This window comes from Paenibacillus sp. FSL W8-0194 (assembly GCF_037969745.1).
In the GTDB taxonomy this organism is placed as follows: Bacteria; Bacillota; Bacilli; order Paenibacillales; family Paenibacillaceae; genus Paenibacillus_AQ; species Paenibacillus_AQ cookii.
In genome coordinates this window covers 5,028,108-5,053,345 of the sequence record NZ_CP150205.1, presented here as the reverse complement: position 1 = coordinate 5,053,345, position 25,238 = coordinate 5,028,108, and the positions used below count along the sequence as shown (strand labels likewise).

Annotated in this window: 19 protein-coding genes; 15 read left to right on the top strand and 4 right to left on the bottom strand. The window is 55.3% G+C overall.

Going from position 1 to position 25,238, the window contains the following annotated elements; translation table 11 throughout:
- Window positions 1–107 precede the first annotated feature (107 nt).
- The 5 genes from dgt to MKY58_RS23160 all read left to right on the top strand — a co-directional run bounded on the left by dgt (window position 108) and on the right by MKY58_RS23160 (window position 4,861).
- Window positions 108–1,517: a dGTP triphosphohydrolase gene (gene dgt / locus MKY58_RS23180; RefSeq protein WP_212950199.1), complete on the top strand. Its 1,410-nt coding sequence runs from the start codon at window positions 108–110 to the stop codon at window positions 1,515–1,517.
- 59 nt (window positions 1,518–1,576) lie between these two features.
- Window positions 1,577–2,530 (top strand): MsnO8 family LLM class oxidoreductase, encoded by a 954-nt coding sequence (locus MKY58_RS23175; RefSeq protein ID WP_339322294.1) that lies wholly within the window; start codon window positions 1,577–1,579, stop codon window positions 2,528–2,530.
- An 83-nt stretch (window positions 2,531–2,613) separates the two neighbouring features.
- Window positions 2,614–3,648, top strand: coding sequence for a methyltransferase domain-containing protein (locus MKY58_RS23170; protein ID WP_339322293.1), 1,035 nt, complete (start codon window positions 2,614–2,616; stop codon window positions 3,646–3,648).
- 243 nt (window positions 3,649–3,891) lie between these two features.
- The gene (locus tag MKY58_RS23165) at window positions 3,892–4,371 is read left to right on the top strand and encodes a GyrI-like domain-containing protein (RefSeq protein ID WP_339322292.1); all 480 of its coding nucleotides are present in this window, start codon (window positions 3,892–3,894) and stop codon (window positions 4,369–4,371) included.
- 64 nt (window positions 4,372–4,435) lie between these two features.
- The gene (locus tag MKY58_RS23160; RefSeq protein WP_339322291.1) at window positions 4,436–4,861 is read left to right on the top strand and encodes a DoxX family protein; all 426 of its coding nucleotides are present in this window, start codon (window positions 4,436–4,438) and stop codon (window positions 4,859–4,861) included.
- Between the two features lie 141 nt (window positions 4,862–5,002).
- Here MKY58_RS23160 and MKY58_RS23155 read toward each other — a convergent pair whose 3' ends face one another.
- A complete protein-coding gene (locus MKY58_RS23155; RefSeq protein WP_339322290.1) occupies window positions 5,003–5,974 on the bottom strand; it encodes a D-2-hydroxyacid dehydrogenase in 972 nt (323 codons plus the stop codon).
- A 246-nt stretch (window positions 5,975–6,220) separates the two neighbouring features.
- On the opposite strand from MKY58_RS23155, the gene MKY58_RS23150 reads away from it, so the two are divergent.
- The 5 genes from MKY58_RS23150 (at window position 6,221) to MKY58_RS23130 (ending at window position 11,275) form a co-directional block, all read left to right on the top strand.
- Entirely contained in the window at window positions 6,221–7,933 is a 1,713-nt protein-coding gene (locus MKY58_RS23150; RefSeq protein ID WP_339325235.1) for an ABC transporter ATP-binding protein, read from the top strand.
- 144 nt (window positions 7,934–8,077) lie between these two features.
- Window positions 8,078–8,686, top strand: coding sequence for an RNA 2',3'-cyclic phosphodiesterase (gene thpR, locus MKY58_RS23145; RefSeq protein ID WP_212950210.1), 609 nt, complete (start codon window positions 8,078–8,080; stop codon window positions 8,684–8,686).
- 350 nt (window positions 8,687–9,036) lie between these two features.
- Entirely contained in the window at window positions 9,037–9,915 is an 879-nt protein-coding gene (locus MKY58_RS23140) for a cell wall hydrolase (RefSeq protein WP_339322289.1), read from the top strand.
- Between the two features lie 97 nt (window positions 9,916–10,012).
- Window positions 10,013–10,696: a metal-dependent hydrolase gene (locus MKY58_RS23135; protein ID WP_339322288.1), complete on the top strand. Its 684-nt coding sequence runs from the start codon at window positions 10,013–10,015 to the stop codon at window positions 10,694–10,696.
- Window positions 10,697–10,801: 105 nt separating this feature from the next.
- Window positions 10,802–11,275, top strand: a complete 474-nt coding sequence (locus MKY58_RS23130) for a hypothetical protein (protein WP_339322287.1) — start codon at window positions 10,802–10,804, stop codon at window positions 11,273–11,275.
- 151 nt (window positions 11,276–11,426) lie between these two features.
- On the opposite strand, the gene MKY58_RS23125 is transcribed toward MKY58_RS23130, so the two are convergent.
- Complete coding sequence (locus MKY58_RS23125; protein WP_339322286.1) at window positions 11,427–12,557, bottom strand: glycosyltransferase; 1,131 nt, start codon at window positions 12,555–12,557, stop codon at window positions 11,427–11,429.
- Between the two features lie 243 nt (window positions 12,558–12,800).
- On the opposite strand from MKY58_RS23125, the gene MKY58_RS23120 reads away from it, so the two are divergent.
- The gene (locus MKY58_RS23120; protein WP_036709052.1) at window positions 12,801–13,403 is read left to right on the top strand and encodes a TetR/AcrR family transcriptional regulator; all 603 of its coding nucleotides are present in this window, start codon (window positions 12,801–12,803) and stop codon (window positions 13,401–13,403) included.
- 131 nt (window positions 13,404–13,534) lie between these two features.
- Entirely contained in the window at window positions 13,535–15,889 is a 2,355-nt protein-coding gene (locus tag MKY58_RS23115) for a YhgE/Pip domain-containing protein (RefSeq protein ID WP_339322285.1), read from the top strand.
- A 135-nt stretch (window positions 15,890–16,024) separates the two neighbouring features.
- On the opposite strand, the gene MKY58_RS23110 is transcribed toward MKY58_RS23115, so the two are convergent.
- Window positions 16,025–16,603 (bottom strand): TetR/AcrR family transcriptional regulator, encoded by a 579-nt coding sequence (locus MKY58_RS23110; protein ID WP_339322284.1) that lies wholly within the window; start codon window positions 16,601–16,603, stop codon window positions 16,025–16,027.
- Window positions 16,604–16,893: 290 nt separating this feature from the next.
- Between MKY58_RS23110 and MKY58_RS23105 the strand changes: the two genes are divergently transcribed.
- Together MKY58_RS23105 and MKY58_RS23100 are read left to right on the top strand one after the other, a co-directional pair.
- On the top strand, window positions 16,894–18,087 hold the full coding sequence (locus MKY58_RS23105) for an MFS transporter (protein WP_339322283.1): 1,194 nt from the start codon (window positions 16,894–16,896) through the stop codon (window positions 18,085–18,087).
- A 133-nt stretch (window positions 18,088–18,220) separates the two neighbouring features.
- Window positions 18,221–18,796 carry a TMEM175 family protein gene (locus MKY58_RS23100; protein WP_339325234.1) on the top strand — a complete coding sequence of 192 codons (576 nt, stop codon included), beginning with the start codon at window positions 18,221–18,223 and terminating at the stop codon, window positions 18,794–18,796.
- 99 nt (window positions 18,797–18,895) lie between these two features.
- Here the strand turns inward: MKY58_RS23100 and MKY58_RS23095 are convergent, their stop codons facing one another.
- Complete coding sequence (locus MKY58_RS23095; protein WP_339322282.1) at window positions 18,896–19,585, bottom strand: S-layer homology domain-containing protein; 690 nt, start codon at window positions 19,583–19,585, stop codon at window positions 18,896–18,898.
- Window positions 19,586–20,049: 464 nt separating this feature from the next.
- Here MKY58_RS23095 and gltB point away from each other — a divergent pair, with 464 nt between their 5' ends.
- Window positions 20,050–24,648 carry a glutamate synthase large subunit gene (gltB, locus tag MKY58_RS23090; RefSeq protein WP_339322281.1) on the top strand — a complete coding sequence of 1,533 codons (4,599 nt, stop codon included), beginning with the start codon at window positions 20,050–20,052 and terminating at the stop codon, window positions 24,646–24,648.
- Window positions 24,649–25,238 lie beyond the last annotated feature (590 nt).

Sequence of the window (25,238 nt, the reverse complement as noted above, 5' to 3'; positions counted from 1 at the left end):
ACAATGGGTGACAGAGGCACCACGCGCTCATGAAAAAATCAAAGAACGGCACAGGCCGAAATGCCTTATAATGAAAAAATAAAAAAACGGAGTAGGGAGTGCTGTATATGAATATCAAGGATCAAAGGGAACATCGTCAGTACCCTGAACAAACCAAAGCGGACGCATCCCGGGCGACGTATGAACGGGATTATTCGCGGCTGATCCATTCGCCGACGTTCCGCCGCCTGCAAGGGAAATCGCAGGTCTTCGGTGCCGGCACGGGCGATTATTACCGGACGCGCCTGACGCATTCGCTGGAGGTGGCGCAAATCGCGCGGGAAGCGGCCAAAAGCCTCGTGCGGGCTTACCCGGAAGTAACCGAGGAACAGGCCGGCAACCCCGGGCTCGTGATCGATCCGGAGGTGGTGGAATGCGCGGCGATCGCGCATGATTTCGGCCATCCGCCTTTCGGCCATAAGGGCGAAGAAGTGCTGGACGGCATTTTGGAGCAGCTGATCAAGGATAAAACGAAAGAAGCCGTGGAAGGGCTCTACATGAATTCCGAGCAAATCCAGGACGTGCGGACGCGGATGCGGCATAAATACGAGCATTTTGAAGGGAATTCGCATAATTTCCGGCTGATCATGTTTCTGGAAAAACGCGAAAACGTGGACGGCCTGAATCTCTCCGACGCCGTGCTGCTTGGCATCAACAAATATCCGTTTCCCGGCACGGTCAATAAAAAGGGCTTGTACAAGCATGAATGGAGCTATATTTCGGAGATTCGCAACGAATGGGGCATTCCGGCAGGAAAAAGAACGCTGGAATCCCAGCTGATGGACCTGTGCGACGACATTGCCTATTCGGCCCATGATCTGGAGGACGGCATCAAGGCGGGCAAAATCGAAGTGCATGAGCATTTTCTATATGACCCGTACATTATCCGGCTGATCATCGAAAAAATCATGACGCTCGAGGACGCTTTCTGGCAGGGCTGGGACGCGGACCGCATCCGGCTGAAGGTGGAAGAGGTCATGGCCGCTTTTCTTCACGTGTGGAAGGAGAAGCTGCCGTATTGCGAGCATGATTTTTCGCGGGCGCGGCGCGAGGTCAAAGCTTTTTGGGTGAGCCATTTTGTCGGCAGCCTTGGCGTCATCCCGGACGGGGATTGGAAAAAGGTCACCTTCATCAAAGGACAGGAAGAAGATTTCGATATGCTTCGGACCGTCAGCGTGCTGAAAAGCTTCGCGTGGGTGACGATGATCCGCGACCTGCGCGTGCAGCGCCTGCAAAAACGGAGCGAATGGATGATCAAACGGCTGTGGGACGCTTTCCTTGATCCGGTGGCATCGAAATCCATCATCCCTTCCGACTGGCTGCAGCGGTTCGAAAGGGATCAGGCCAGCCCGAACCCGATCTGGACTTGGGAGCATATGGTGATCGATTATATTGCGGGCATGACGGACGCCTTTGCGGAAAAGATTTATAATGAACTGTACGGACTGAAGGTCGGGTCCATTTACGATTTGGATTAAGCGGCCGGGTTCACTTGAGAAGAGACGAGAAACAGCGGCATGAGGGGAGAGTTTCGCAGATGGTTACGGGGTTAAGCTTGGGAGTGCTGGACTTGGTTCCGAAAATCGGGGACGCTTCTTACGAACAAGCCCTGCAAGAGGCGGCGGCGCTGGCCGTATCCGCGGAAAAATGGGGTTATGAACGTTATTGGGCGGCCGAACACCATGATCTGAAGGATTTGGCCTGCGCGTCGCCGGAAGTGCTGCTGGCTCACATCGGGGCGAAAACGAAACGCATTCGCCTCGGCACGGGCGCGCTGCTGCTGCCCCATTACAGCCCCCTGAAGGTCGCGGAAAGCTTCCGCCTTCTGGCGGCGCTGTATCCGGGACGGATCGACCTCGGCATCGGGCGGGCGCCCGGCGGGTCGGCCCACGCTTCGATGGCGCTTAGCGGCAATTTCCTGCAAAACGTGGCGGATATGCCCAAAAAGCTGCGCGCATTGATCAAGCTGCTGGAAGACCGTTATATGTATGAGGACAGGCTGGTCCAGGCGCGGCCGCTGCCGACGGTGCAGCCCGATGTGTGGATGCTTGGAACGAACAGCAAAAGCGCCGGTTTTGCCGCCGAATACGGGACCGGGTATGTTTTCGGGCAGTTTATGAGCGAGCGGGACGGGGCCGAAGTGCTGCAAACGTACCGCGAACAGTTCAAGCCGTCGGCATTGCTGGACAAACCCCGTGCGATGCTGTCGATCGGGGTCATCTGCGCCCGGACGGAGGCGAAAGCCCGGAAGCTGCTGGAGGACGCAAAGCTGCCGGGACCCGAGCGGGCCGCGGAGCAGGGGGAGCCGGAGGAGCACTCCGATCCGCAAAGGCGATTGATAGCGGGTACGCCCGAGCAGGTGCGGGAACGGCTTGTTCGGGTGGCGGAATCGACCGGATGCCGGGAGTTTTTGATCTTTTGCCCCATCCAGGATTACCGGCACCGCCTGGAATCTTACAGGCTTTTGGCCGCCGGCGGCTGGAAAGGGTAAGAAGCCGAAAGATGCAGGGAAAGGTACGGGTTACATGAATGAATAAAAAACAGGAACAGGCAAGTGGTCGGATGCATCGGCCGATGCATGAACAAATCGCTGGGCGAATGGATGAACCAATCGATGAACGGATCGGTGAACGGATCCAACAAGCGTTGGCCGCCGGCCGCTCGCTTTATCTATACGCGTACGCCAGCCATGAAACGGAAGCCGAGCTTTGCGCGATGGAGCTGCGGGCGCTGTTCGGCGGCTGGACGGAATGGAAGACGGAGTCGCTTTTGCTTAGCCGCCGGAGGATCGACCCGGATCGCAGCCCGTTTCTAAACCTGCGTCTGGATATCGCCGCTTGCGGGGACTCTGCGGAAAAAATCGCCGAGCTCGCGGGCTCAAGGCGTTGGGTAGAAAGCGGAGAAACGTTTAAGGTCACGTACATCAAAGCCGGGGATCCGTTTGATTATGCAGAACAAAGAAGCTTCGAACGGCTGGTCGGCAGCCGGATTCAGGGCAAGGCGGACATGAAGCATCCCGATGTGACGCTGGGGCTGACGGCTGTGAACGGGACTTGGGTACTTGGCGTATGGCATGCCTCAAAGCGGGCTTGGCACGCGCATATCCATAAGCCGCAGAATTATTCCACCGGCCTTTCCGCGGCCGTAGCCCGGGCGCTGGTGAACATCGCGGCTCCGGAGACGGAAGGCTTGCGCCTGCTTGATCCCTGCTGCGGCATGGGAAACGTCCTGATCGAGGCATTATCCATGGGGCTGGATATCCGGGGAAGGGACATCAATCCGCTTGCGATCCGCGGCGCCAGAACGAACCTCAAGCATTACGGATTTCCCGAAACGCTGGTGACGCTTGGGGATATGAACGACCTGGAAGGCCATTACGATGCGGCGGTGTTGGACATGCCCTACAATCTGTGCTCGGTGCTTCCGGAAGAAGAGCAGCAGAGGATGCTGACAAGCCTGCGCCGCCTGGCGCCCCGTGCGGTGATCGTCACGACGGAAGAGGATGTGCGGGTTCGGGTGCAAGAAGCGGGGTATCGGATCGCCGATGAATGCCAAGTGAGGAAAGGAAGCTTCGTGCGGCAGGTGTGGCTTTGCGAAGCGCTCCAGTAACATGCGGGAAATCGAAAAATTATAATATATGGGGATGGGGGGCCTGCGCCGAGGCTCCCCGGCCAATACCGGGGCATTGAAAGTTCCGGGTCGTACTTTAAAGGGGGGACCGCGTTGGTCCTCCTCTTTATTTTTCTGCGGGCCTTAAACAGTATCATTTTTTGGCATGATTAGAAGTTATGATAAACCCATCAAGAGAAAAGACGAATCATTGAAAATTTAAAGCGAAGGAAGGAATCGAAGATGAAAAATTACACCCTTGAGGAAAAAGAAAGCTTTAACGTTTTGGGCATTGGGACGGAGCTTCGAAGCGATTACACGGACTATGCCGGCATAAACCAGGAGAAGGCCGACTTTCGGAAAGCCGTGATGCAAGACGGAAGACTTGACGCTTTAAAATCCGTAGCCGCAAACGACTGCATTTTTGCCGTCAACGAAGCGGTAAACAACAAGATGATGTACTACGCCGGCGTCATGACGGAGGCCTCGGTACCCGAAGCAACCCGCGTGATTGAGTTCCCTAAAGGGGAATACCTCGTTGTCAAAGGGGAAGGAAAAACGGCCGATGAGCTGGGCAACATGCTTTCCGGCATTGCCTTTGGTCAAGTTTTGCCGGAAGCCACCGATTTTGCCTATGTCGGCGGGCCAAACGCAACGGTGGAGATGGGTGAGCGAAACGGTTTGGTATATGGAGAAATGTGGATTCCGGTCGTTAGGAAATAGAGACGTTCGCGGCTCGTTTTTTTGAAACGAAAAAAGATTTTATAATGATGAGGAGGAGTCAAAAATGAGTAAGATGGTCGGTGTGGAAACAAGCATGAAAGTCTATCCCCAGCCCCTTGGAAAAAGGGTGGCTTATTGGTCAGTCACATCACTGCTCGTCATTGCGATTGCGTTAAGCGGGATCGGACAGCTGATGCAATTTGGAGGAAACATCGATTTGGTGAAAAATCTGGGGTATCCATTATACGTATTGACCATTCTCGGGATTTGGAAGGTGCTGGGGGCCGTCGCTCTCGTCGTGCCGGGTTTGCCTCGGCTTAAAGAATGGGTTCACGCCGGGATCTTCTTTTTAATGACGGGCGCGGCATGTTCCCATGCATTGGCTAACGATTATGGCGATTACGGGTTTAATCTGATCCTCCCGCTTTCCTATGCTGCGCTAAATATGCTCTCGTGGGCTCTGCGGCCTTCGAATAGACGCTTGTCTTAAGGAAATGGAGAGGAAAAGGCGCCCGTTTGCGCCGAATGAGAATATCCCTTACAGGGGATCGGAGGCCTGCATGGCGCTCCGGTGCCCGGTTAAGGGATATTTTTCGTTAAAGCCTATCGTTTTCTCAAATATGCCTGAATTTTAATACATCCGCCCGTAATCCACCAGATTGCGAGGCGGTTTTTGGCCTTGGGCATAGGCTTTGAGGTTCTCCGTAAAAATGGCGATGACGCGTTCGGTATAACGGTCGTTGCTGCCCGCGACATGCGGGGTGATGATGACCTGCTCCATGTCCCAGAGCGGATGGTCCGCCGGAAGCGGCTCCGCTTCGAACACGTCGAGGCCCGCGCCGCTCAGCCGGCCGCTTTTGAGGGCATCCATAAGCGCGTCCGTATCCACCGTAGGTCCGCGGCCGACATTGAAGAAATAAGCGCCCTCCTTGGCTGCGTTCCAAGCCGCTGCATTAAAGATGCGGCGCGTTTCGGCCGTCAACGGCAGGATGTTCACGATGTAATCGCCTTGTCCCAGCGCCTCATGCAGGCCGTCCATCGTATACATCCGGTCCACATGCGGTTCCGGCTGGTCCGACCGTCTGACGCCGATCACCCGCATGCCGAACGCTTTGGCGAGCCGGGCCGTTTCGCGGCCGATTTCGCCGACGCCGACGATGACCAGCGTTTTGCCGCTGATTTCGCCCAACGTGGCGAGACCGGGAACGGAGAGGTCGGATTTCCACTCCTTTTTCAGTTGATGGCGAACCGCCATATGCAGCTGGCGCGAGAACGAAAGCATCATGCCGATGATGCTTTCCGAGATCGGGATCGCGTGCACGCCGCTGGCGCTCGTGAGCAGCACCCCTTTGTCCCGCAGGCGTTCCAAAGGCAGCGTATCCACGCCCGCCGACCAGGTCTGCACCCATTTCAGCTTGCTGGTTGCGAGCAGGGCGTCTTCGACGATCGTTTTTGACCAGCCGAGAATGACCTCCGCGTTTTGAACCTGTTCCGCGCTGAGTTCCTTTTTATTTTTTACGATCAAATCGTAGCCTGGGGCGGCCTGCTTGATTTGTCCGACTTGTTCCGGCGTTAAGGAATGAAGACATACGATAGATTTCATGGTTCGGCTCCTCCGTCGATCGTTATTTGCCTAAGCAGAATTGTTTTTAGGATACCAGATTCCGGCGGGAAGTGAAAAGGCGTTTGGACGAATCGCCGTTGGAGCGGCGGCGAACCAACATCCAGTTTTTCTGGTCCCATGTGCGAGGAATACGCTATAATTAGAGTATTTCATACAGAATTTGGAGGCACGAATACGGTTATGATGCAAAATGCAGCAGGTAAGGCTTCGGGCGCTCAGCCCGGCCTGATTCGAAGGTTTATGTCGTATTACCGCCCGCATAAACGGCTGTTTATGGTCGATTTCGGCTGCGCGGTGGTGGCGGGCTTGCTGGAGCTCGGGTTTCCGGTCGCCGTCCAGTGGGTCGTGGACCGGCTGCTGCCGGACGGGGCGTGGGGGACGATCGTCGCCGCCGGATGCGGCTTGCTCGCTTTATATTTGATCAGCATGGGGCTGCAGTTTATCGTCAGCTATTGGGGGCATAAGCTGGGGATCAACATCGAGTCGGACATGCGCCAGCAGGCGTTTAATCACGTGCAGAAGCTGTCCTTCAAGTTTTTTGACAATACGAAAACGGGGCATCTCATGTCGCGCATGACCAACGACTTGTTTGATATCGGGGAAATGGCCCACCATGGGCCGGAGGACATGTTTATCGCCGTCATGACCTTTTTCGGGGCGTTTGCGATCATGTGGTCGGTGAACTGGCAGCTTGCCCTGATCACGTTTATCGTCATGCCGGTCATTGTATGGATGATCGTTTATTTTAACCAGAAGCTGAACCATGCTTCCTCGGAAATGTTCCGCAACATCGCGGAGCTGAACGCCGGCGTGGAAGACAGCGTGTCCGGCATCCGGGTCGTCAAATCGTTCGGCAACGAGGAATACGAAATCGCGCGTTTCCGCGAAAGCAACGCCGCATTCCGCCTCGCCAAGCTTCGGTCGTACCTGGCCATGTCGTTCAGCGTCTCGGGCATGTATATGCTGACGCGGCTGATTTCGCTGATCGTGCTCGTCTGCGGGGCCTGGTTTGCATACCAAAACAAGCTGAGCTACGGCGAATTGGTGGCATTTTTGCTGTACGTCAACATTTTCCTGAAGCCGATCGACAAAATCAACGCCTTGATGGAGATCTATCCGAAAGGAATGGCGGGTTTCAAGCGCTTCTGCCAGCTGATGGACACCGAGCCGGACATCCAGGATCAGCCGGATGCGATAAAGGTGCGGCAGCTGGGCGGGAACATCGAGTTCCGGAACGTTTCCTTCGGCTATGAGAAGCAGCGGCGGATTTTGGAAGGGATCGACCTGAGCATCAAAGCCGGGGAGACGGTAGCGCTCGTCGGGCCTTCGGGTGCCGGCAAGTCGACGCTGTGCAGCTTGATCCCGCGGTTTTACGAGGTGGAGGAGGGAAGCATCACGATTGACGGCATCGATATCCGCGAAATGACCCAGCAATCGCTCCGCTCGCAAATCGGCATGGTGCAGCAGGACGTGTTTTTGTTCAGCGGGACGATCCGGGAAAATATCCTTTACGGCAATTTGAACGCCTCCGAAGACGAGCTGATGGATGCGGTGCGCAAAGCCCATCTGGAGTCGCTGGTTGCTTCCCTGCCGGACGGGCTGGATACGGTCATCGGCGAGCGGGGGCTCAAGCTGTCGGGCGGGCAGCGCCAGCGGCTGGCGATCGCAAGGATGTTTTTGAAAAATCCTCCGATCCTCATTTTGGACGAAGCGACGTCGGCCCTCGACACCGAAACGGAAGCGATCATCCAGGAGGCGCTGGAAGCTTTGGCGGTGAACCGGACCACGCTGGTCATTGCGCACCGGCTGGCCACCATCCGGAACGCGGACCGGATCATCGTCGTCACGGAGGAAGGCATCGCCGAACACGGGCGGCATGAGGATCTGCTGAGAAGCGGGGGCGTATACGCAAGATTGCACCGGGCGCAATTTGGGTAACGCTGAATAGGGGCAAGGATGTTTTGAAGGCTCTTGGAGCTTTCGGAACATCCTTTTTGTTTTGGTGGAAACAGGCGATTTTGGATATGATAAAATGGACGGTATTATATAGTAGCAAAAATTTGTGAAAGGAGCAGATTTTACTTGGACAAGGAAAATAAGGAGCGGCCGCTGCGGCTGTTTATCGCGGTCAGATTGCCGGATGAATTGAAATCGGTGCTGGAACGTTGGCGGGAAGCCCATCAACATCTGTATCCTTTCAAAAAATGGACGCACAGGGAAGATTATCATATTACGGTGCAATTTTTAGGGGACGTCGAACCGGAGCGCGTGCCGGCCATCGCGGAAAAATTAAAGTCCATCGCCAGCCAATTTCGCCCATTTGAGCTTGGTTTTGGAAAGGCGGGGGTGTTTGGCGCAGAGGCATCCCCGAGAGTGCTTTGGGCTGGAGTAATTGACTACAAAAACGGCCTCGCCGAACTGCAGGAAAAGGTGACGGACGCCATGGAAACCTTAGGGTTCGCCAAAGAGTCCAGACCTTATCGCCCGCACATCACGATCGCCCGAAAATACGCGGGAAATCAGGGATTTCAGCTGGCTTCGATGCCCCCTCTGCTTCAGCAAACAGCGGCTTCGGAACAAGGGGACGACATGGCAACATGGATCGCCGATGAATTTGTACTTTTTTCCACACATTTGCACGAAAAGCCAATGTATGAGATACTAGAATCCTTCCGTATGGAATATTCGTAGATTGATATTTTCGAGCGTTTTTAGCATACATGGATTTTGCGGGCATCCGGGCGAGGATGTCCGGCAAGATCCGATCATTCAAAACATTCCTGCACATAAAACAATAGCTTGTTCCCTTTAGCCGTATCTGTGAACCGTAAAATTGTGCCGTCACGAAGCTGTTTGGTGTTGTAAAGATGTAACAAACGTATTTTCCGTTTTCTCGTATTCGCGGATGCAGCAAATCACTGAAAATATTAACAGGTTTTCAAAACCTCTATTTTCGGTTACATGAGAATGATGCAAGATGATCGTCATTTGCAAAATTCGGTGTGAAAAGGGAATGTGCCGGGAGTAGTGGGAGGAAAAACATGTACACTTTAAGACAAAACCGCTGGATGGCTTTGCTGATCGGAGTTCTTCTGGTGTGTTTCTCTGCGATTTGTTTGCTTCTGCAAGACGAGCAAGCGAAAAAACTGCAGCATAAAGGCAATATGACGCTGGACCGGATCGGTGCGGTTTCTTTGAGCATGAACGAAAACGCGAGCGCGGTGAACAAGGAACATATACAGGTCCAGGGCAAACGGAGCACGTCGCAACAGACGCGTTTTGAGTTGCCTATTCAATTGCAAAATGTAAATAATTTCAAAACATGGAATAATAAAACGAAAATTGCTTTTGTTGAGCAGCTTCCTTCGACGTCGCCGAAGTCCAAAACGGTGTTGGCACGCGAGCAAGCCCAAGCGAAACCGAAGGTCGTTCAGGCGGAGGCTTCCCATCGGCAAAAGCAAAATCTTCAGCTGACTCCCCCAAAAACATTATTCTTCAGCCGGACCAAACTGCTGAGTCCGTCGGAACGGGCGAAAGCCACCTGGCAGTACAACGTGACCGCTGAAGATGTGCTCCTGCTGCAAAAAATCGTCATGGCAGAAGCAGAAGGCGAACCGTACCAAGGCAAAATCGCAGTCGCGAACGTTGTCTTGAACCGGCTACGGTCAGCCAATTTTCCCAATACGATTAAAAAGGTCATCTATCAAAAACATCAGTTCAGTCCCGTGGCGAACGGACGCTTTGACCGCGTGAAGCCGAACCGGGATTGCATTCGCGCGGTGAACGAGGCGCTGAACGGCAAAAAAGCCGTGACGGATGACACGTATTTCTTCCTGTCCCTGAAGCTGGCGCAGGACCTGACCATTCATCATACCCGCACGTACGAAAAGCGGATCGGCAATCATACTTTTTACAAATAAATCCCAATTCGATATGATAGAGATGGGTTGTACAGGCTTTGCCGTTCAATCCGGAATATCATGTTTTGGCGATTAATTGTAGGAGGTGCCGACGTTTATGAAAATTACGTATTACGGTCATTCATGTGTGTTGGTGGAGGCGGAAGGGAAAAAAATCATCATCGATCCGTTCCTGACGGGGAATCCTGCCGCGACCGTTTCTCCCCGGGATATCCGCGTGGACGCGGTGCTGTTGACGCACGGCCATGGAGATCATTTTGGCGATTGCATCGACATCGCAAAAGCGAATGAGTGCCCGATCGTTGCCGTTTACGAATTGGCGGAATATTGCAAAAGCCAAGGGGTTGAAGCGTACGGTATGAACATCGGCGGCAGTCAGACGTTTGACGGCTTTAAGGTAAAATATACGCTCGCGTTTCACAGTTCTTCGCTTACGGTGGGGGATACCGTGATTTATACCGGCGAACCCGGCGGCATTTTGCTGACGATCGGCGACAAAACCTTTTTCCATGCAGGCGATACCGGACTGTTTGGCGATATGCGCCTGATCGGGGAAATGAACCGGATCGATGCGGCGGCGCTCCCGATCGGCGATTCGCTGACCATGGGGCCGGAGGACGCGCTCGTGGCGGCGGAATGGCTGCGGGCGTCCCACGTGCTTCCGGTACACTACGATACGTTCGAAGGCATCCGGCAGGACGCTTCCGCGTTCTGCGAACGGCTGGCCCAAAAAGGCATCCAGGGTCACCCGCTGAAATCCGGCGAAAGCTTCGAAATCTAGAACTTCGCCTCCCCAAGCAGCGTCATGTCTTTAGACAAACACCACGCCGCTTCCCGGGCATATACTGGTCGGGAATAAGCCTACAGGAAAGGCGGGAGTCTCCCGATGATGGACCGGATGACCGGATGCAGCCCCATCGCCGTTCACGACCTTCAATACATGATTCAGGCGGAGTATCGTTCGATGATTTACGCGCAGCGATTGCTTCAGCTTGCGCCGCCGGAGCATCGGGCGTACTTCAGCAGGAACGTGGAAATGAAGCAGAAGGAGCGCCTTGCGGTCTGGACGCGATGGTATTACCGTTTGACCGCCTGTTATCCGGTGTTCAGCAAGGTTGAGCCTCCCAAGGAATATCCGGACGGGCTTCGCTTGTTGATTGGCGATGCGCTTGATGCCGCCGAGCTGTACGAGGGACTGCTGCACTGCACGCGGGATCCGCAGCTGCAATGGATGCTGCAGCGCGCCATGAACGGGGAAACCCGCTGGGCTATCCGGCTGCAGTCTTTATATGCAGATTATTTGGCCGGGAACGGGGATTCGGCGAAAAGCAAAGGGCGGATCGGCGTCATCCGGAAATAATTGCCGCATCCGGAGGCGCTTCTTGTAGAAGGGGACTTACTCCCCGTTCATCGCCGCAAAAAAACAGCTTCCTCCATATTGTTGGAGGGAGCTGTTTTTGCGTCCGCATTTAGGCTGGATCCTATGTAACCTGGTTGAAGAGTCCCTTGCTTTAAGACAGCGTATGTCGATGGAGCCATTCCAGAACCTGCTGCGCGCAATAACAAGGTTTTTTTCCGGGGCCTGTGGCCGTCAGCGCCTTCAGCCTGTCGTTTTCCACCTGGCCGTATTCATGCAGGAGGCGGTGGTGCCAGCGGCGAAGCACCATGGGAGAGATCATCTCCGCGCTGCCCAGCTCCACGAAATATTGGCCGTTTTCTTCCTCCTGCCCGGGAATCGCCTCGTAAAACAGCATCGGAATGCCTTTGGCGAGCCCTTCCGTGCATGTCATGCCTCCGGGTTTCGTAATCAGCAGATCGGAGACATCCATCCACCTGTCGATATCCTTCGTATACCCGAGAAGGCGGATATTCGGGTGGTCGAGCTCGGGGGTGCTTTTCATCTTCTGCAGCTGCTTTTCGTTGCTTCCCATGCAAAATATCAACTGAATGTCATCCGCCCAGGACAAGAGCAGACGTATCATTTCTTTATTAAAAGAAACGCCCCAGCCCCCGCTCATGATCAGCACCGTCGGCATCGGCTTCAGTCCCAGTTCTTTCTGCAGCTGCTCCTTGTCCCCTCGTTCCCAAAAATTCGGATGGACGGGGATGCCGGTAACCTGGACCGACTCGGCCGGCACGTTTCGCCGCAGCAGCAGATTCCGCACCTGGGGCGTCGAGACGAGGTATTGGTTCACCTCTTTGTTGACCCAGGTGGCATGGACGTCGTAATCCGTAATGAGCGTGATCAGCGGCGCCTGGATTCCTTTCCGTTTCAGGCGGGAGATCACCGCGTTGGGAAAGGGATGCGTGCAAACGATCAAATCCGGCCTGAGCTGCTTCATCACCCGGGCCGCCTGCGTGTAAAAAATCCGGTGCAGCGCAAGTTTGGTCAGCCGGTTCAGCGATTTGTCGTATTGCTTGCGATAGAGCATTCCGACCAGCCTTGGGCTGCTGCTGACCGTTTTGCGGTAGGCCGAAAGGATGAAGGGGCCCATCTTCGGATTCAAAAAATTGCCGAGCTCAATAACGCGGCATTGCAAATGGGGGTCGAGCCTTTTCATCCCGGCCGCCAGCGCGTAGGCTGCTTGCGTATGCCCGGTGCCGAAACCTTCGGACAGCAGCAGCACTCTCTTTTTTCGCATGTATTCACCCACTTTTCCTTCCTCTATCTTACAGGAGGCCATATCAAAAATCCATAAAAGAGCAAGAGAATCGCCGGAGCATGAAAACCATCGCCGAAAATTGCAGAAAAAATCAAAAAAAGAGGATGGCAAGGGTTGCCAAAAAGCGATCGGCGTGCTAAAGTATGAATTGACCAATTGACCGAAATGGAAAATCAGTCATAACTCATGAACGACCATTCCCCACGGAAAGGGGGCGAGGGTATGTCTGCCGTAGATCGCCGAAAGCAAATCCTTCGTGCGGCGGCGCAATCTTTTACGCTTTTTGGGTACAAAGCCACGACGATGGATCAAGTGGCCAAAATAGCGAATGTCGGCAAAGGGACGATTTATACGTTTTTCTCGAACAAGGAAGAGCTGTTTGACGAGATTTTGAATACGGCCATATTGGAGATGAAACGGTTGGCCGAGAGCAAGGTGGACAGGGAGAAAACCTTTTTCGAGAATCTGTTCAGCGTCCTGGATGCTTTGCTGGAGTTTCGCGGCGAACATGAGCTGTTCATCAAGCTTTCCCAAGAGGTGCGGGACGTCGGAACGCTCAAAGCCAGAGACGGCCTTGCCAGGCTGGAGCGGGTCATCTTGGAGTATTTGGAGAAAGAGATCGCCTATGCGCTGGATCATGAGGAGATCGGCACATGCGATCCTCAGGTGGCCGCTTTTGTCATGTTCAAGCTGTACATTGCGCTGACTTCCGATTACAAGCATGTTCGGGAGCCGCTCGGCAAAGAAGAAATCCACCATTATATCCGTTTATTTTTGGCGGACGGTCTCGCGAATCCCGAATGCAGGCCATATCAGCATACCTGATGAAAAGTGCTTCCCCGTAAGCGTCCGGACGGACGGCGACGAAGAGGAAGTTTTTATCGGTCAAAAATTGACCAAATGATTAAAACGGTCAATTGGTTTCATCACTTCAAAACGGATTTAAGGAGAGAACTATGATGAGGTCATTATCGGTATTCTTAAAGGATATGGCTGCGACGGCCCGCAACCGTAAACTGCTCATTTCCATGATCGCGGTCATTTGCATTCCGGTCATGTATGCCGGACTGTTCCTGGGTGCCTTTTGGGACCCCTACGGCAAAATGGACCAGCTGCCCGTAGCGGTCGTCAATAACGATACCGGGGCGAAGTACGGGGACGAGGAATTGCAGATCGGCAATGATCTCGTTGAGGAGTTGAAAAAAGGAGCGGACTTCGCCTGGAAGTTCGTCAGCCGCGACGAGGCCGAGAAGGGGATGGAGGAGAACCGCTATTATATGACGATCGTCATCCCTGAGGACTTCTCCTCCAAAGCCGCGACGGTGCTGGATGAACATCCGCAACCTTCGGAGATTATTTTCGAGCCAAACGAGGGTTATAACTTCCTGGCTTCCCAAATCGGCGGGACGGCCGTCAAGGAAATCCGGGCCAAAGTATCCGAAAAAGTGACGGAGGCTTATTCCAAAAGCCTGTTTGAACAAATCACCAAGGTAGCGGACGGACTCGGGGAAGCCGGAAAAGGCGCCTCGGAGCTGTCCGACGGCACGGTTAAGCTGAATGAAGGGGCTGCCAAGCTGAAAGAGAACTTAAGCAAAATGGTAGCGGGCACCGTCAAACTTCAGCAGGGAGTCCAGCCGCTTGCAGGCGGTGCGGCCGATTTGCAGAAAGGCGCGTTGAGATTGAAAGAAGGCTCGCAGCAGCTTGCAGGCGGTCTTGGACAACTCGCCTCGGCGCATAAGCAGCTGGAAAACGGCGTGAGTGCATCGCATCAGGGCACGGTCCAATTAAAAGAAGGGCTGCAGGCTTCGGCGGCCGGCAGCGCGAAGCTGCAAAGCGGGCTTCAAAGCGCCGTGGAAGGCAGCGGCAAACTGCAAGCAGGATTGGCGGCCACGCTGGAAGGCAGCGGCAAGCTGCAGGACGGCTTGAAGCAATCGGAGGCCGGCAGCGCAAAGCTGGCGGAAAGCATGAAAACGGCCGAAGCCGGGGGAGCCAAGGTCGCCGCAGGCGCCCAAAGCGTGGCGCAGGGCCTCCAGCAGCTGGCTCAGCAGAACCCCGAGCTGGCGCAAAACCCGGCTTTCCAGAAGCTTGTTGCAGCGAGCCAATCGGTAGCCAAAGGCACCGAGGAGCTGCATCAAGGGCAACAACAGCTTAGCGAGGGGACCTTCCAGCTGCATCAATCGCAGCGGCAGCTCGCAAGCGGAGCCGCGGGCCTGCATGACGGGCTGCGGCAGGTTTCGGGAGGCGCGGATGAGCTCGGCAAAGGCGCGAAGCAGCTGACGGCCGGGATGGAGCAGCTGCATCAAGGGCAAAAGGAGCTTCTTCAAGGAGCGACGCGGCTTGAAGCCGGGCAATCCAAGCTGGAATCCGGCATGAAGCAGTTCGGCACGAAGCTTGGCGAAGCGGCGGGAGGCGGCAAGCAGCTGGCGAGCGGCGCCGCGCAAATCGCCGAAGGCTCCGGCAAGCTGAAAGGCGGCATGAGCCAATTGGGCAGCGGCGTAGCGGCGATTGCGGACGGCTCCAAGCAGCTGGACGACGGCGCCGGACAACTGACGGAAGGACTCGGCAAGCTGCAGGACGGCTCCGGGGAGCTTGCGTCCAAGCTGAACGAAGCCGCCGAAAAAAGCGGGGAAGTGAAAGCGGGGGACGAGAACTTTAAAATGTTCGCCGAACCGGTGAAAATTGAGGAGAAGAAGTTCTCCAAAGTTCCTAACTACGGAACGGGCTTCGCGCCGTATTTCCTGTCCCTGGGACTGTTCGTGGGCGCTTTGATCTCGACCATCGTCATTCCGATGCGGGACAGTTCCGTGCTCGGGGCATCCGGGTTCAACCGGTTCATCAGCCGGACGTTGTCGTTTGTCATGATGAGCGTGCTGCAATCGTTGCTGTCGGCCATCATCATTCTTTACGGTTTGAAGCTCGATGTGCAAAACGTGCCTCTGTTCTACTTGTTTACGTTTATTACGAGTTTGTCCTTTATGTTCATGATTCAGGCCATCGTCACCTGGTTGGATCAGCCCGGGCGCTTTGTCGTCATCGTTTTGCTGATTTTCCAACTGACGACGAGCGCAGGCACGTTCCCGCTGGAGCTCATTCCGGACTGGATGAAAGCCCTCAATCCGCTCCTGCCAATGACGTACAGCGTGATCGGCTTCAAAGCGGTCGTGTCCACCGGCGATTTCGCGGCCATGTGGCAGCAAACGGCCGTGCTTGGCGCGGTAGGTATCGTCTTCCTGGCTCTGACGCTGGTTTACTTCCTGATGAAATCGCATAAAAGCGTCCTCGACCAACAGCAGTCTTCCGTGTCGGCCTAAATTAACGGGAGGCATGAATAAGGGACCGTTCCCCAACGTTTCATTCGGGGGGCGGTCCCGTTTTTGATTTCCGGCATGGTCCGTTGTATCCGGATGCCAAGCCTTTATGGCTCCATGGGCCGATCCAACCTTGGTTCAGGCGGAACGGATGCCTTCAAATGCGCTTGTCACTAATTGCTTCACGTAGGATTCGTCCAGCGGATCGCCCGTCACGAGCAAACGATAGAAAATCGGACCGTAAATGAGATCGATGCATACGCCGACGTCGATATCGTTTTTCAATTCCCCGCGTTGAATCCCTTTCTCCAAAAGACCTCTGGCCTCAAGCCGGCGGGGGCGGAAAAACCGGGCCCGATAGGCCTCCGCCAACCCCGCATCGAATTGCCCTTCGCCTAATAACTCCGTAATGACGGTACCCTCGCGGCTTATCAAAAACATGGCTAAATTCGTGGCGTGAAGGAGAATATCATCGAATGTCGTACCGGTATCAGGCACAGGCAATCTGGCGGTGGCCGCATGCAGGAAACCGTCCATGACAACCGCAGCCTTGTTGGGCCACCACTTATAAATCGTGGCTTTGCTGACTTGGGCGCGGTCGGCGATTTTATCAACGGTAACGGCTTGAAAGCCGTGATCCAGCAATAACTCGTAAGATGCGGAAAGGATCGACTTCTGCGCTTCTACGTTACGCGGGCGGCCTCTTTTTCCACTCATCGTCATCATCCTCTTTCGTCCATACATCGCTTTTTACCGAAAAAAATAAACTATACGTTCAGTATACCAATAATGGTTCGAAGATAAAACCGTCATCGCCTATTTACAAAACTGTACGTTCAGTATATTATTTTGGTATCGAATTTATAAACTATACGTTTAGTATTTAAAAGAGGAGGAGCTCATGCTGAGGAGAAAACCGAATGGAATCGGAGTTGCCGTGAAGCGATAAAGGGATGGATCGGGGAAAAACAAGAAATTTCTATAATAAGAATAAGGAGCTGCTCAACATGACGGATTCAAAAACACAAACCAACGGGAAAAACCTCCCGGCTTGGCTGACCATGCTTCTGGCCGCCGCATGCGGCATCATCGTAGCCAACCTTTATTACGCGCAGCCATTGGTCGGGACCATCAGTTCTTCGATCGGGTTGTCCGCAAACAGTTCCGGGTTGATCGTGACGTTGACGCAGGTCGGATACGTAGCCGGCTTGTTGTTTGTCGTGCCGATGGGAGATATCATTGAAAATCGCAGGCTCGTCGCCGCCTCGCTGCTTCTGACCGCGCTGGCCCTTGCCGCCGCTGCGGCTGCCAAACAGGTCCCGCTGTTTTTGGCCGCGTCCTTTGTCATCGGACTAGGTTCGGTCGCTGCGCAAGTGCTGGTGCCCTTTGCGTCGTACCTTGCATCCGAATCTTCGCGCGGCCGCGTGGTCGGCAATGTGATGAGCGGCTTGCTGCTCGGCATCATGCTTTCGCGCCCGCTGTCGATCCTGGTCGCCGATCTTTTTGGCTGGCATGCCGTATTTGTTTTGTCCGGCGCAGCCGTTTTGGTTTTGGCGATCGTATTGTCGAAGGTGCTGCCTGCGAGACGGCCTTCCTCGAACGCTTCCTACGCCGCGCTGCTCGGATCGATGTGGCGATTGCTGAGAACCACCCCGCTTTTGCGCCGCCGGGCCGCGTATCATGCATGCGTGTTTGCGACGTTCAGCCTGTTTTGGACGACGGTTCCGTTCCTGTTGGCCGGCCCGATGTTTCATTTTTCCCAGAAAGCCATCGCGTTGTTCGCGCTTGCGGGCATCGCGGGCGCGGTTGCCGCGCCTGTGGCCGGACGGCTGGCAGACCGCGGCTGGACCAGGCCCGGCACAGGAATCGCGCTCGTTACGGTTGTCCTGTCGGTGTTGCTGCCGCTGGTCGTCCGGACCGGTTCGCCGGTCGGCGTCGCGGTTCTCGTCGCTGCAGCCATATTGTTGGATGCGGGAGTATCCGCGAATCTTGTGCTTGGACAACGCGCGCTTTTCTCGCTGAGCCCCGAAATACGCAGCCGTTTGAACGGGCTTTTTATGGCTATTTTCTTTTTGGGCGGCGCCGCGGGCTCGGCGGTCGGGGGCTGGGCATACGCCACGGGAGGATGGAGCGCTGCGTTATGGTTCGGTCTGGCATTTCCGGTCGCTGCGATATTATATTTTGCCACGGAGAAAAAATAACGAATCACGCCGAGGGCAGGGGCTGTTGGCCGTTCGCTAAAAAAATTCGCCTTGACAATATAAAGGGGATCATGCAATTTTACTGATATCGAATATTGAATAGAGCGCGGGAAGCGGGAAAAGGGGAACCACTCTGAAAGCAAATCGCATGGAAGCGTTCAGCGATGGCGTGCTGGCGATTATCATTACGATCATGGTCCTGGAATTCAAAGTGCCGGAAGGCCATGACTGGCATGCGTTGATCGGCCTTGGGCCGAAAGTTCTTAGCTACATTTTCAGCTTCGTGTACGTCGGCATTTACTGGAACAATCACCATCACTTGCTGCACATGGTTCGAACGATGAACGGCCGGTTAATGTGGCTGAACCTGCTGCTTCTGTTCTGGTTGTCCCTGGTGCCGTTCACGACGGCCTGGATGGGGGAAAGCCATTTTGCAGCCACTCCTACGGCACTGTACGGCATGGTTTTAATGCTGGCGGCGTTCTCGTACTGGCTGCTTCAGCGCACGATCATGAAGCAGCATGCCGGCGACTCCTCCTTCGTCGTAACGATGGGGAAAGACTGGAAAGGGAAATTGTCTCCGCTGCTCTACTTGTTCGGGGTTTTGACCGCTTACGTGAGTCCATGGTTGTCCGGCATCTTTTTCGTGCTTGTTGCCGTGGTCTGGTTCATGCCGGATCAACGGATCGAGCGTACCTTAAGCCATTAAAAAACTCTTCGAATCCCGCGTTTCAAGCGGGCTTCGAAGAGTTTTTTCCGCTGATGCGGACCTCGGCGCGCGATAACTCCGAACCTGCACAAGGCCCCGTTATTTGGAAGAATCCTGGGAGCTTTGCGGCTTCGTTGGATCGTTGGTCTTGGCCTGCTTCTCATAAAGCGCGATCGCTTTGTATAAAATCGAAGCGGCATCTTCCCGCGTTATTCGGGTTTGCGGATGGAAACGGCCCGACTCGTCAAGATCAACCAAACCGTAGTGCAGGGCGCGCTGAATCGTGCCCTGGTATTCGACGGTCAACTGGTCTTCATCGGCGAGGGCTGCAGGAACCAGATTGATCATAGGGAAACGCTTCGTCGACTCCAAAGCCTGCATGACATAATGGACAAACTGCTCTTTGGTCACGGCGCCTGCCGGATCGGCGTCGGCGGGCAAATCGAGCCCGCGGTCATGCGCAGCAACAAATGAAGCATGATACCAAGCATCCGCAGGGATGCTTGTGAAATACGCGCCGCCCGGGCCCGTTTTGTCATCGCCTGCCGGCGCATCGGCTAACAGGCCGCGTGCGATCATGGCCATGCCTTGGGCCAACAGGAGCCGTTCGCCTGGCGCAAACCGGTCGGCGGCAACGCCCGTCACGACTCCCTTGGCCTGCAAAGCTTCGATTTGTTGCTTGGCGCCGCTTTCGCCGATGTCCCGAAAAGATGCCGAAGCCAAGGCAGAGCCGGCCGCCGATACCAGCAGGGCGAAAGACAGGGCGGTTACAGTCCAGGTTTTTTTCATGGGATGTAGTCTCCTTCTCCATAAGCTTTGATAGATTACCGCATTTTAACAAACGGCCCGGAAGGCAAAAATGTTTCAAGCAACGATGAATCCATTGTGCAAGGGGAGTATTATGGCCGGTGGAGGAAAATCCAGGATGCCCCATGCATTTTTATTCGGCATTTATAGTATTTAACCGGAAAACGCTTTAATGCGGCACTGCAAATCATTATTTATCGGGCTCATAAAAACTTTGAATTGCGCTGCTTTTAGGGCAGTGATAAAATAAAAAAACCAATTCTTGCTGAATAAATATCAATACCCATTCCCCTAAGCAACAAGGTTGTCCGCTGTTGTAAGTTACCCCATTCCCCAATCTTAGTCACTGTTTTGTTCTGTAGCCAATGATCGTCTCGACGTGGTTTTGTTTTGCCGTACCCGAAATTAAGTCATTATTCATTCTGAAGACAGAAAGGTTGCTTTCCATGAGACATACGGTACTTCCCCCTAAACAGGGACTTTATGATCCGCAGTTTGAAAAAGACGCCTGCGGCATGGGGTTTGTTGCTCACATCAAGGGCAGGGCTTCCCATGAAATCGTCACCCAGGCGCTGACGATGCTCGAAAATATGGAGCATCGGGGCGGACAGGGCAGCGAACCGAATTCCGGTGACGGAGCCGGGATTATGCTGCAGATTCCGCATCGTTTTTTTGCCGAAGAGGCGCAAAAACAAGGTTTCGAGCTTCCGGAGCCCGGGCAATACGGAGCAGGCATGTTGTTTCTATCCCATGATGAGGCCGTTCGTGAGGCTCATGAGAGCCGGCTGATTCAGATCATTAAGGAAGAAGGGCAGAAATTCCTCGGATTCCGCGACGTCCCGACCTACGACGAAATGCTCGGCAAATCGGCCAAAGAAGCCAAGCCTTACGTACGCCAGGTGTTTATCGGACGCAGCGCCGACCTGAAAGAAGATTTGGATTTCGAGCGCAAGCTGTACATCATCCGCAGACGCGCGGAACGGGCCATTCGTTACGGCGGCACGCCTGAAGGCGAAACGTTCTACATTTCCAGCCTGTCCTGCCGGAAAATCGTATACAAAGGGATGCTGACGACGGCGCAGGTCGGCCAATTTTACCTTGATCTGCAAAACGAAGCGGTCGAAACGGCCATCGCGCTCGTCCACTCCCGTTTCAGCACGAATACTTTCCCGAGCTGGGAGCGGGCGCACCCGTACCGCTTCATGATCCATAACGGCGAAATCAACACGCTGCGCGGCAACGTCAACTGGATGCATGCCCGCCAATCCTTGTTCAAAAGCGACGTTTTCGGCGCCGACCTGGACAAGGTAAAGCCGGTCATCAATCCGGACGGTTCGGATACGGCGATGTTCGACAACACGTTTGAGTTCCTCTATCTGAGCGGCCGTTCCCTGCCGCACGTGGCCATGATGATGGTGCCGGAGCCGTGGAACAACCATGAAACGATGGACGAAACGAAAAAAGCGTTCTACGAATACCACAGCACGCTGATGGAGCCGTGGGACGGGCCTGCGGCCATGGCGTTCACGGACGGCGTGCAAATCGGGGCGATCCTGGACCGGAACGGCCTGAGACCTTCCCGTTATTACGTGACCAAAGACGATTTGATCGTCCTGTCCTCCGAAGCGGGCGTGCTCGACATCGCGCCGGAAAACGTGCTGTACAAGGACCGGCTGCGCCCGGGCCGCATGCTGCTGGTCGACACGAAGGAAGGGCGCATCATTTCCGACGAGGAAGTCAAGGCGCAAATCGCATCCGAGCAGCCTTACCGGCAGTGGCTCGACGAGCATTTGGTCAACCTGGATGAGCTTCCGGACGCGCCGGAGCTGCCGAATCCGAAGCATGACAACGTGACGCAGCTGCAGCTGGCGTTCGGCTATACGTTCGAGGAGCTGCGCAAAGTGTTGGAGCCGATGGCGGCTACCGGCATGGAGGCGCTCGCCTCGATGGGGTACGACGCTCCGCTGGCCGTGCTGTCCGACAAGCCGCAGCGTTTGTACAATTACTTTAAGCAAATGTTCGCGCAGGTCACGAACCCGCCGATCGACGCGATCCGCGAGGAGATCATCACGTCGACCGCAACGACGATCGGACCGGAGCGCAACCTGCTGCATCCGGAGCCGGAAAGCTGCCGGCAGATCCGGCTGGACACGCCGATCCTCTCCAACGAGGATTTCGCGAAAATCCGCCATGTGCATCGTCCGGGCTTCAAGTCGATGACGATTCCGATCTTTTTCACGGCGGCGGACGGGGCCGAAGGTTTGCGTCAGGCGCTTGACGTGCTGTGCGAAGCCGCGGACCGCGTGATCGCCAAAGGCCATAACATCCTGATTTTGTCGGATCGCGGCGTCGACCGCGAAAATGCGGCGATTCCGGCGCTGCTGGCCGTTTCCTGCCTGCATCACCACCTGATCCGCCAGGGAACGCGCACGAAGGTGAGCATCCTGCTGGAATCCGCCGAACCGCGCGAAGTGCATCATTACGCGCTGCTGCTCGGTTACGGCGTAAGCGCGGTCAACCCTTACCTCGCTTTCGAGACGCTGGACGACATGATCCGGCAGGGGCTGCTGCGCGGCGTAACGCATGAAAAAGCCGTCAAAAACTATATTAAAGCGGCGACGAAAAGCGTCGTGAAAATATTGTCCAAAATGGGCATTTCCACGATCCAGTCCTACCGCGGAGCCCAAATTTTCGAGGCGGTGGGCCTGAAGGAAGAATTCGTGGAGCGATACTTTACCAACACGCCGTCCCGGATCGGCGGCATCGGCCTGGAAGAGGTGGCGGCCGAAGCGCTGGCGCACCACAACCGCGCCTTCACCGACAAGGACGGCAACGACAAGGTGCTGGACTCCGGCGGCGAATACCAATGGCGCAAAGACGGGGAAGAGCATCTGTTCAACCCGCAAACGATCCACCTGCTGCAGCAGGCCGTGCGCACCGGCGATTACCAGGTGTATAAAAAATACGCCAAGCTGGTGCAGGGCGAAAACGAGCAGCGGATGACCATCCGTTCCATGCTGAAGCTGAAGCCGGCGGGACCTGCCGTGCCGCTCGAAGAGGTCGAGCCGGTCGAATCCATCATGCGCCGTTTCAAGACCGGGGCGATGTCCTTTGGTTCGATCAGCAAGGAAGCGCATGAAAGCCTGGCGATCGCGATGAACCGGATCGGCGGCAAAAGCAACACCGGCGAAGGCGGGGAAGATCCCGCGCGTTACATTCCGGATGCGAACGGCGATTCCCGCCGCAGCGCCATCAAGCAGGTTGCGTCGGGCCGATTCGGCGTCACGTCGCATTACCTGGTGAATGCCGACGAAATCCAGATCAAGATGGCGCAAGGCGCCAAGCCGGGCGAAGGCGGGCAGCTGCCCGGCCGTAAGGTGTACCCGTGGGTAGCCGAAGTGCGCGGTTCCACGCCGGGGGTCGGCCTCATTTCGCCGCCGCCGCATCATGACATCTATTCGATCGAGGATTTGGCGGAGCTGATCTATGATTTGAAGAACGCCAACCCGAGAGCAAGCATTAACGTCAAACTCGTATCTGAAGTGGGCGTCGGCACCATCGCGGCCGGCGTCGCCAAAGGCAGAGCCGACATCATTCTGGTCAGCGGGTATGACGGCGGCACGGGAGCATCGCCGCAAAGCTCGATCCGCCATGCCGGCATGCCGTGGGAGCTCGGGCTCGCGGAAACGCATCAGACGCTGATCCTGAACAATCTGCGCGACCGCGTCGTGCTGGAGACGGACGGCAAAATGCTGAACGGACGCGACCTGGCCGTCGCCGCGCTGCTGGGGGCCGAGGAATACGGCTTCTCCACCGCGCCGCTGATTGCGCTCGGCTGCATCATGATGCGCGTCTGCCAAATGGATACGTGCCCGGTCGGCGTCGCCACGCAAAATCCGGAGCTGCGCAAGCATTTTATGGGCGATCCGGCCCATGTCGTCAACTTCATGAAATTCGTGGCCGAAGATCTGCGCGAGCTGATGGCCGAGCTGGGCTTCCGTACCGTGCAAGAAATGATCGGACGTACCGATTGCCTGGATGCAGATGCGGTCAGCGACCATTGGAAGCGGAAGGGCATCGATTTGTCCGCGCTGCTGCACATGCCGGAAATTCCGGAAGGCAGCACGCGTTACCGCAGCAAAACGCAAAACCATGGTTTGGAAGAAACGCTGGATATGCGCCGCCTGCTTTCCCTCGCTGAACCGGCGCTGGAAAACGGGGCAGCCGTATCGGGCACGCTTCCGATCACCAACGTGGACCGGGCCGTCGGCACGATCCTGGGCAGCGAGGTCACGCGGAAATACGGCGCGGCCGGGCTTCCGGAGGATACGATATCCTTCACGTTTACGGGAACCGCCGGCCAAAGCTTCGGGGCATTCGTGCCGAAAGGCATGACCCTGACGGTCGTGGGCGATGCCAACGACTATACGGGCAAAGGCCTCTCCGGCGGCAAGCTGATCGTGAAACCGTCGGATCAAGCGACCTTCAAAGCCGAAGAGAATATCATTATCGGCAACACCGCGTTTTACGGGGCGACCAGCGGCGAAGCGTACATCAACGGGATTGCCGGCGAACGTTTTGCCGTCCGGAACTCCGGAGCTTCGGTCGTCGTCGAAGGCGTGGGCGACCACGGCTGCGAATACATGACGGGCGGACGCGTCGTCGTGCTGGGCGGCACGGGACGCAACTTTGCGGCCGGCATGTCCGGAGGAATCGCGTATGTCTATGATCCGGAGAATAACTTCATCCAGCGCTGCAACCTGGAAATGGTGCTGCTGGAGCGGGTGGAGGAAATCGAAGAGGCGGAAGAACTGAAGCAGCTGATTCAAAAGCACGTATCCTATACAGGCAGCGCCATGGGACAAAGAGTGCTCGAAAACTGGGATCAAAACTTGAATCAGTTCGTGCGGGTCATTCCGAAGGATTACAAACGGATGACGCAGCATATCCGCAAGGTTCAAGAAAAAGGACTGACGGGCGAAGCGGCCCTGATGGCGGCCTTCGAAGCCAACATGAGAGAGCTTGCCAGAACCGGCAGTCAATAAGTCATAACATTTTCGTGAACGTGTAGGCTCGGTCATAAACGGGTCTGTGATTCGGGCTCCGAAAGGAGACAGAACTCGCAGACCCGTTTTTTTCGACAAAAATAGAACTATATTTAAGAGACAAACTCTCCATCAGACGACAGCATCACGGACGTTCTTGGGATATAATAGAAAAGTCCTATTCTCTTTGGTCAAGGAGACTCGACTTGAGGATAAGACGGATGATCTGATTCTATGATGAATAAATCGATGAGTGGAGCGAGGGTATCTTTCGATGAGAGAAGAGAAGGAGTTTGGTACCGAAGCACGGACCGATCATGAGCATCCGGCGCAGACCCATGTGGATATCCTTAAAGTACTGGAGCAATGCGGGATACACCCCGACAGCTGGCATAGCTACTGTAAGCGGCAGGATCGTTTGGTACGGCATGAACCCAAATAGATCCGTTCATTCCAGCGGAATACTGCTTGCAGGGCTCCTACTTTTTCTATGGTAACTTGGGTTGAAACGTTGGATCTGCCTATCTGTTGTATAGAATTGCGGCAAATGATTATAGAATCCCTCTTCCTTTGCGTAAAGCGCATACATT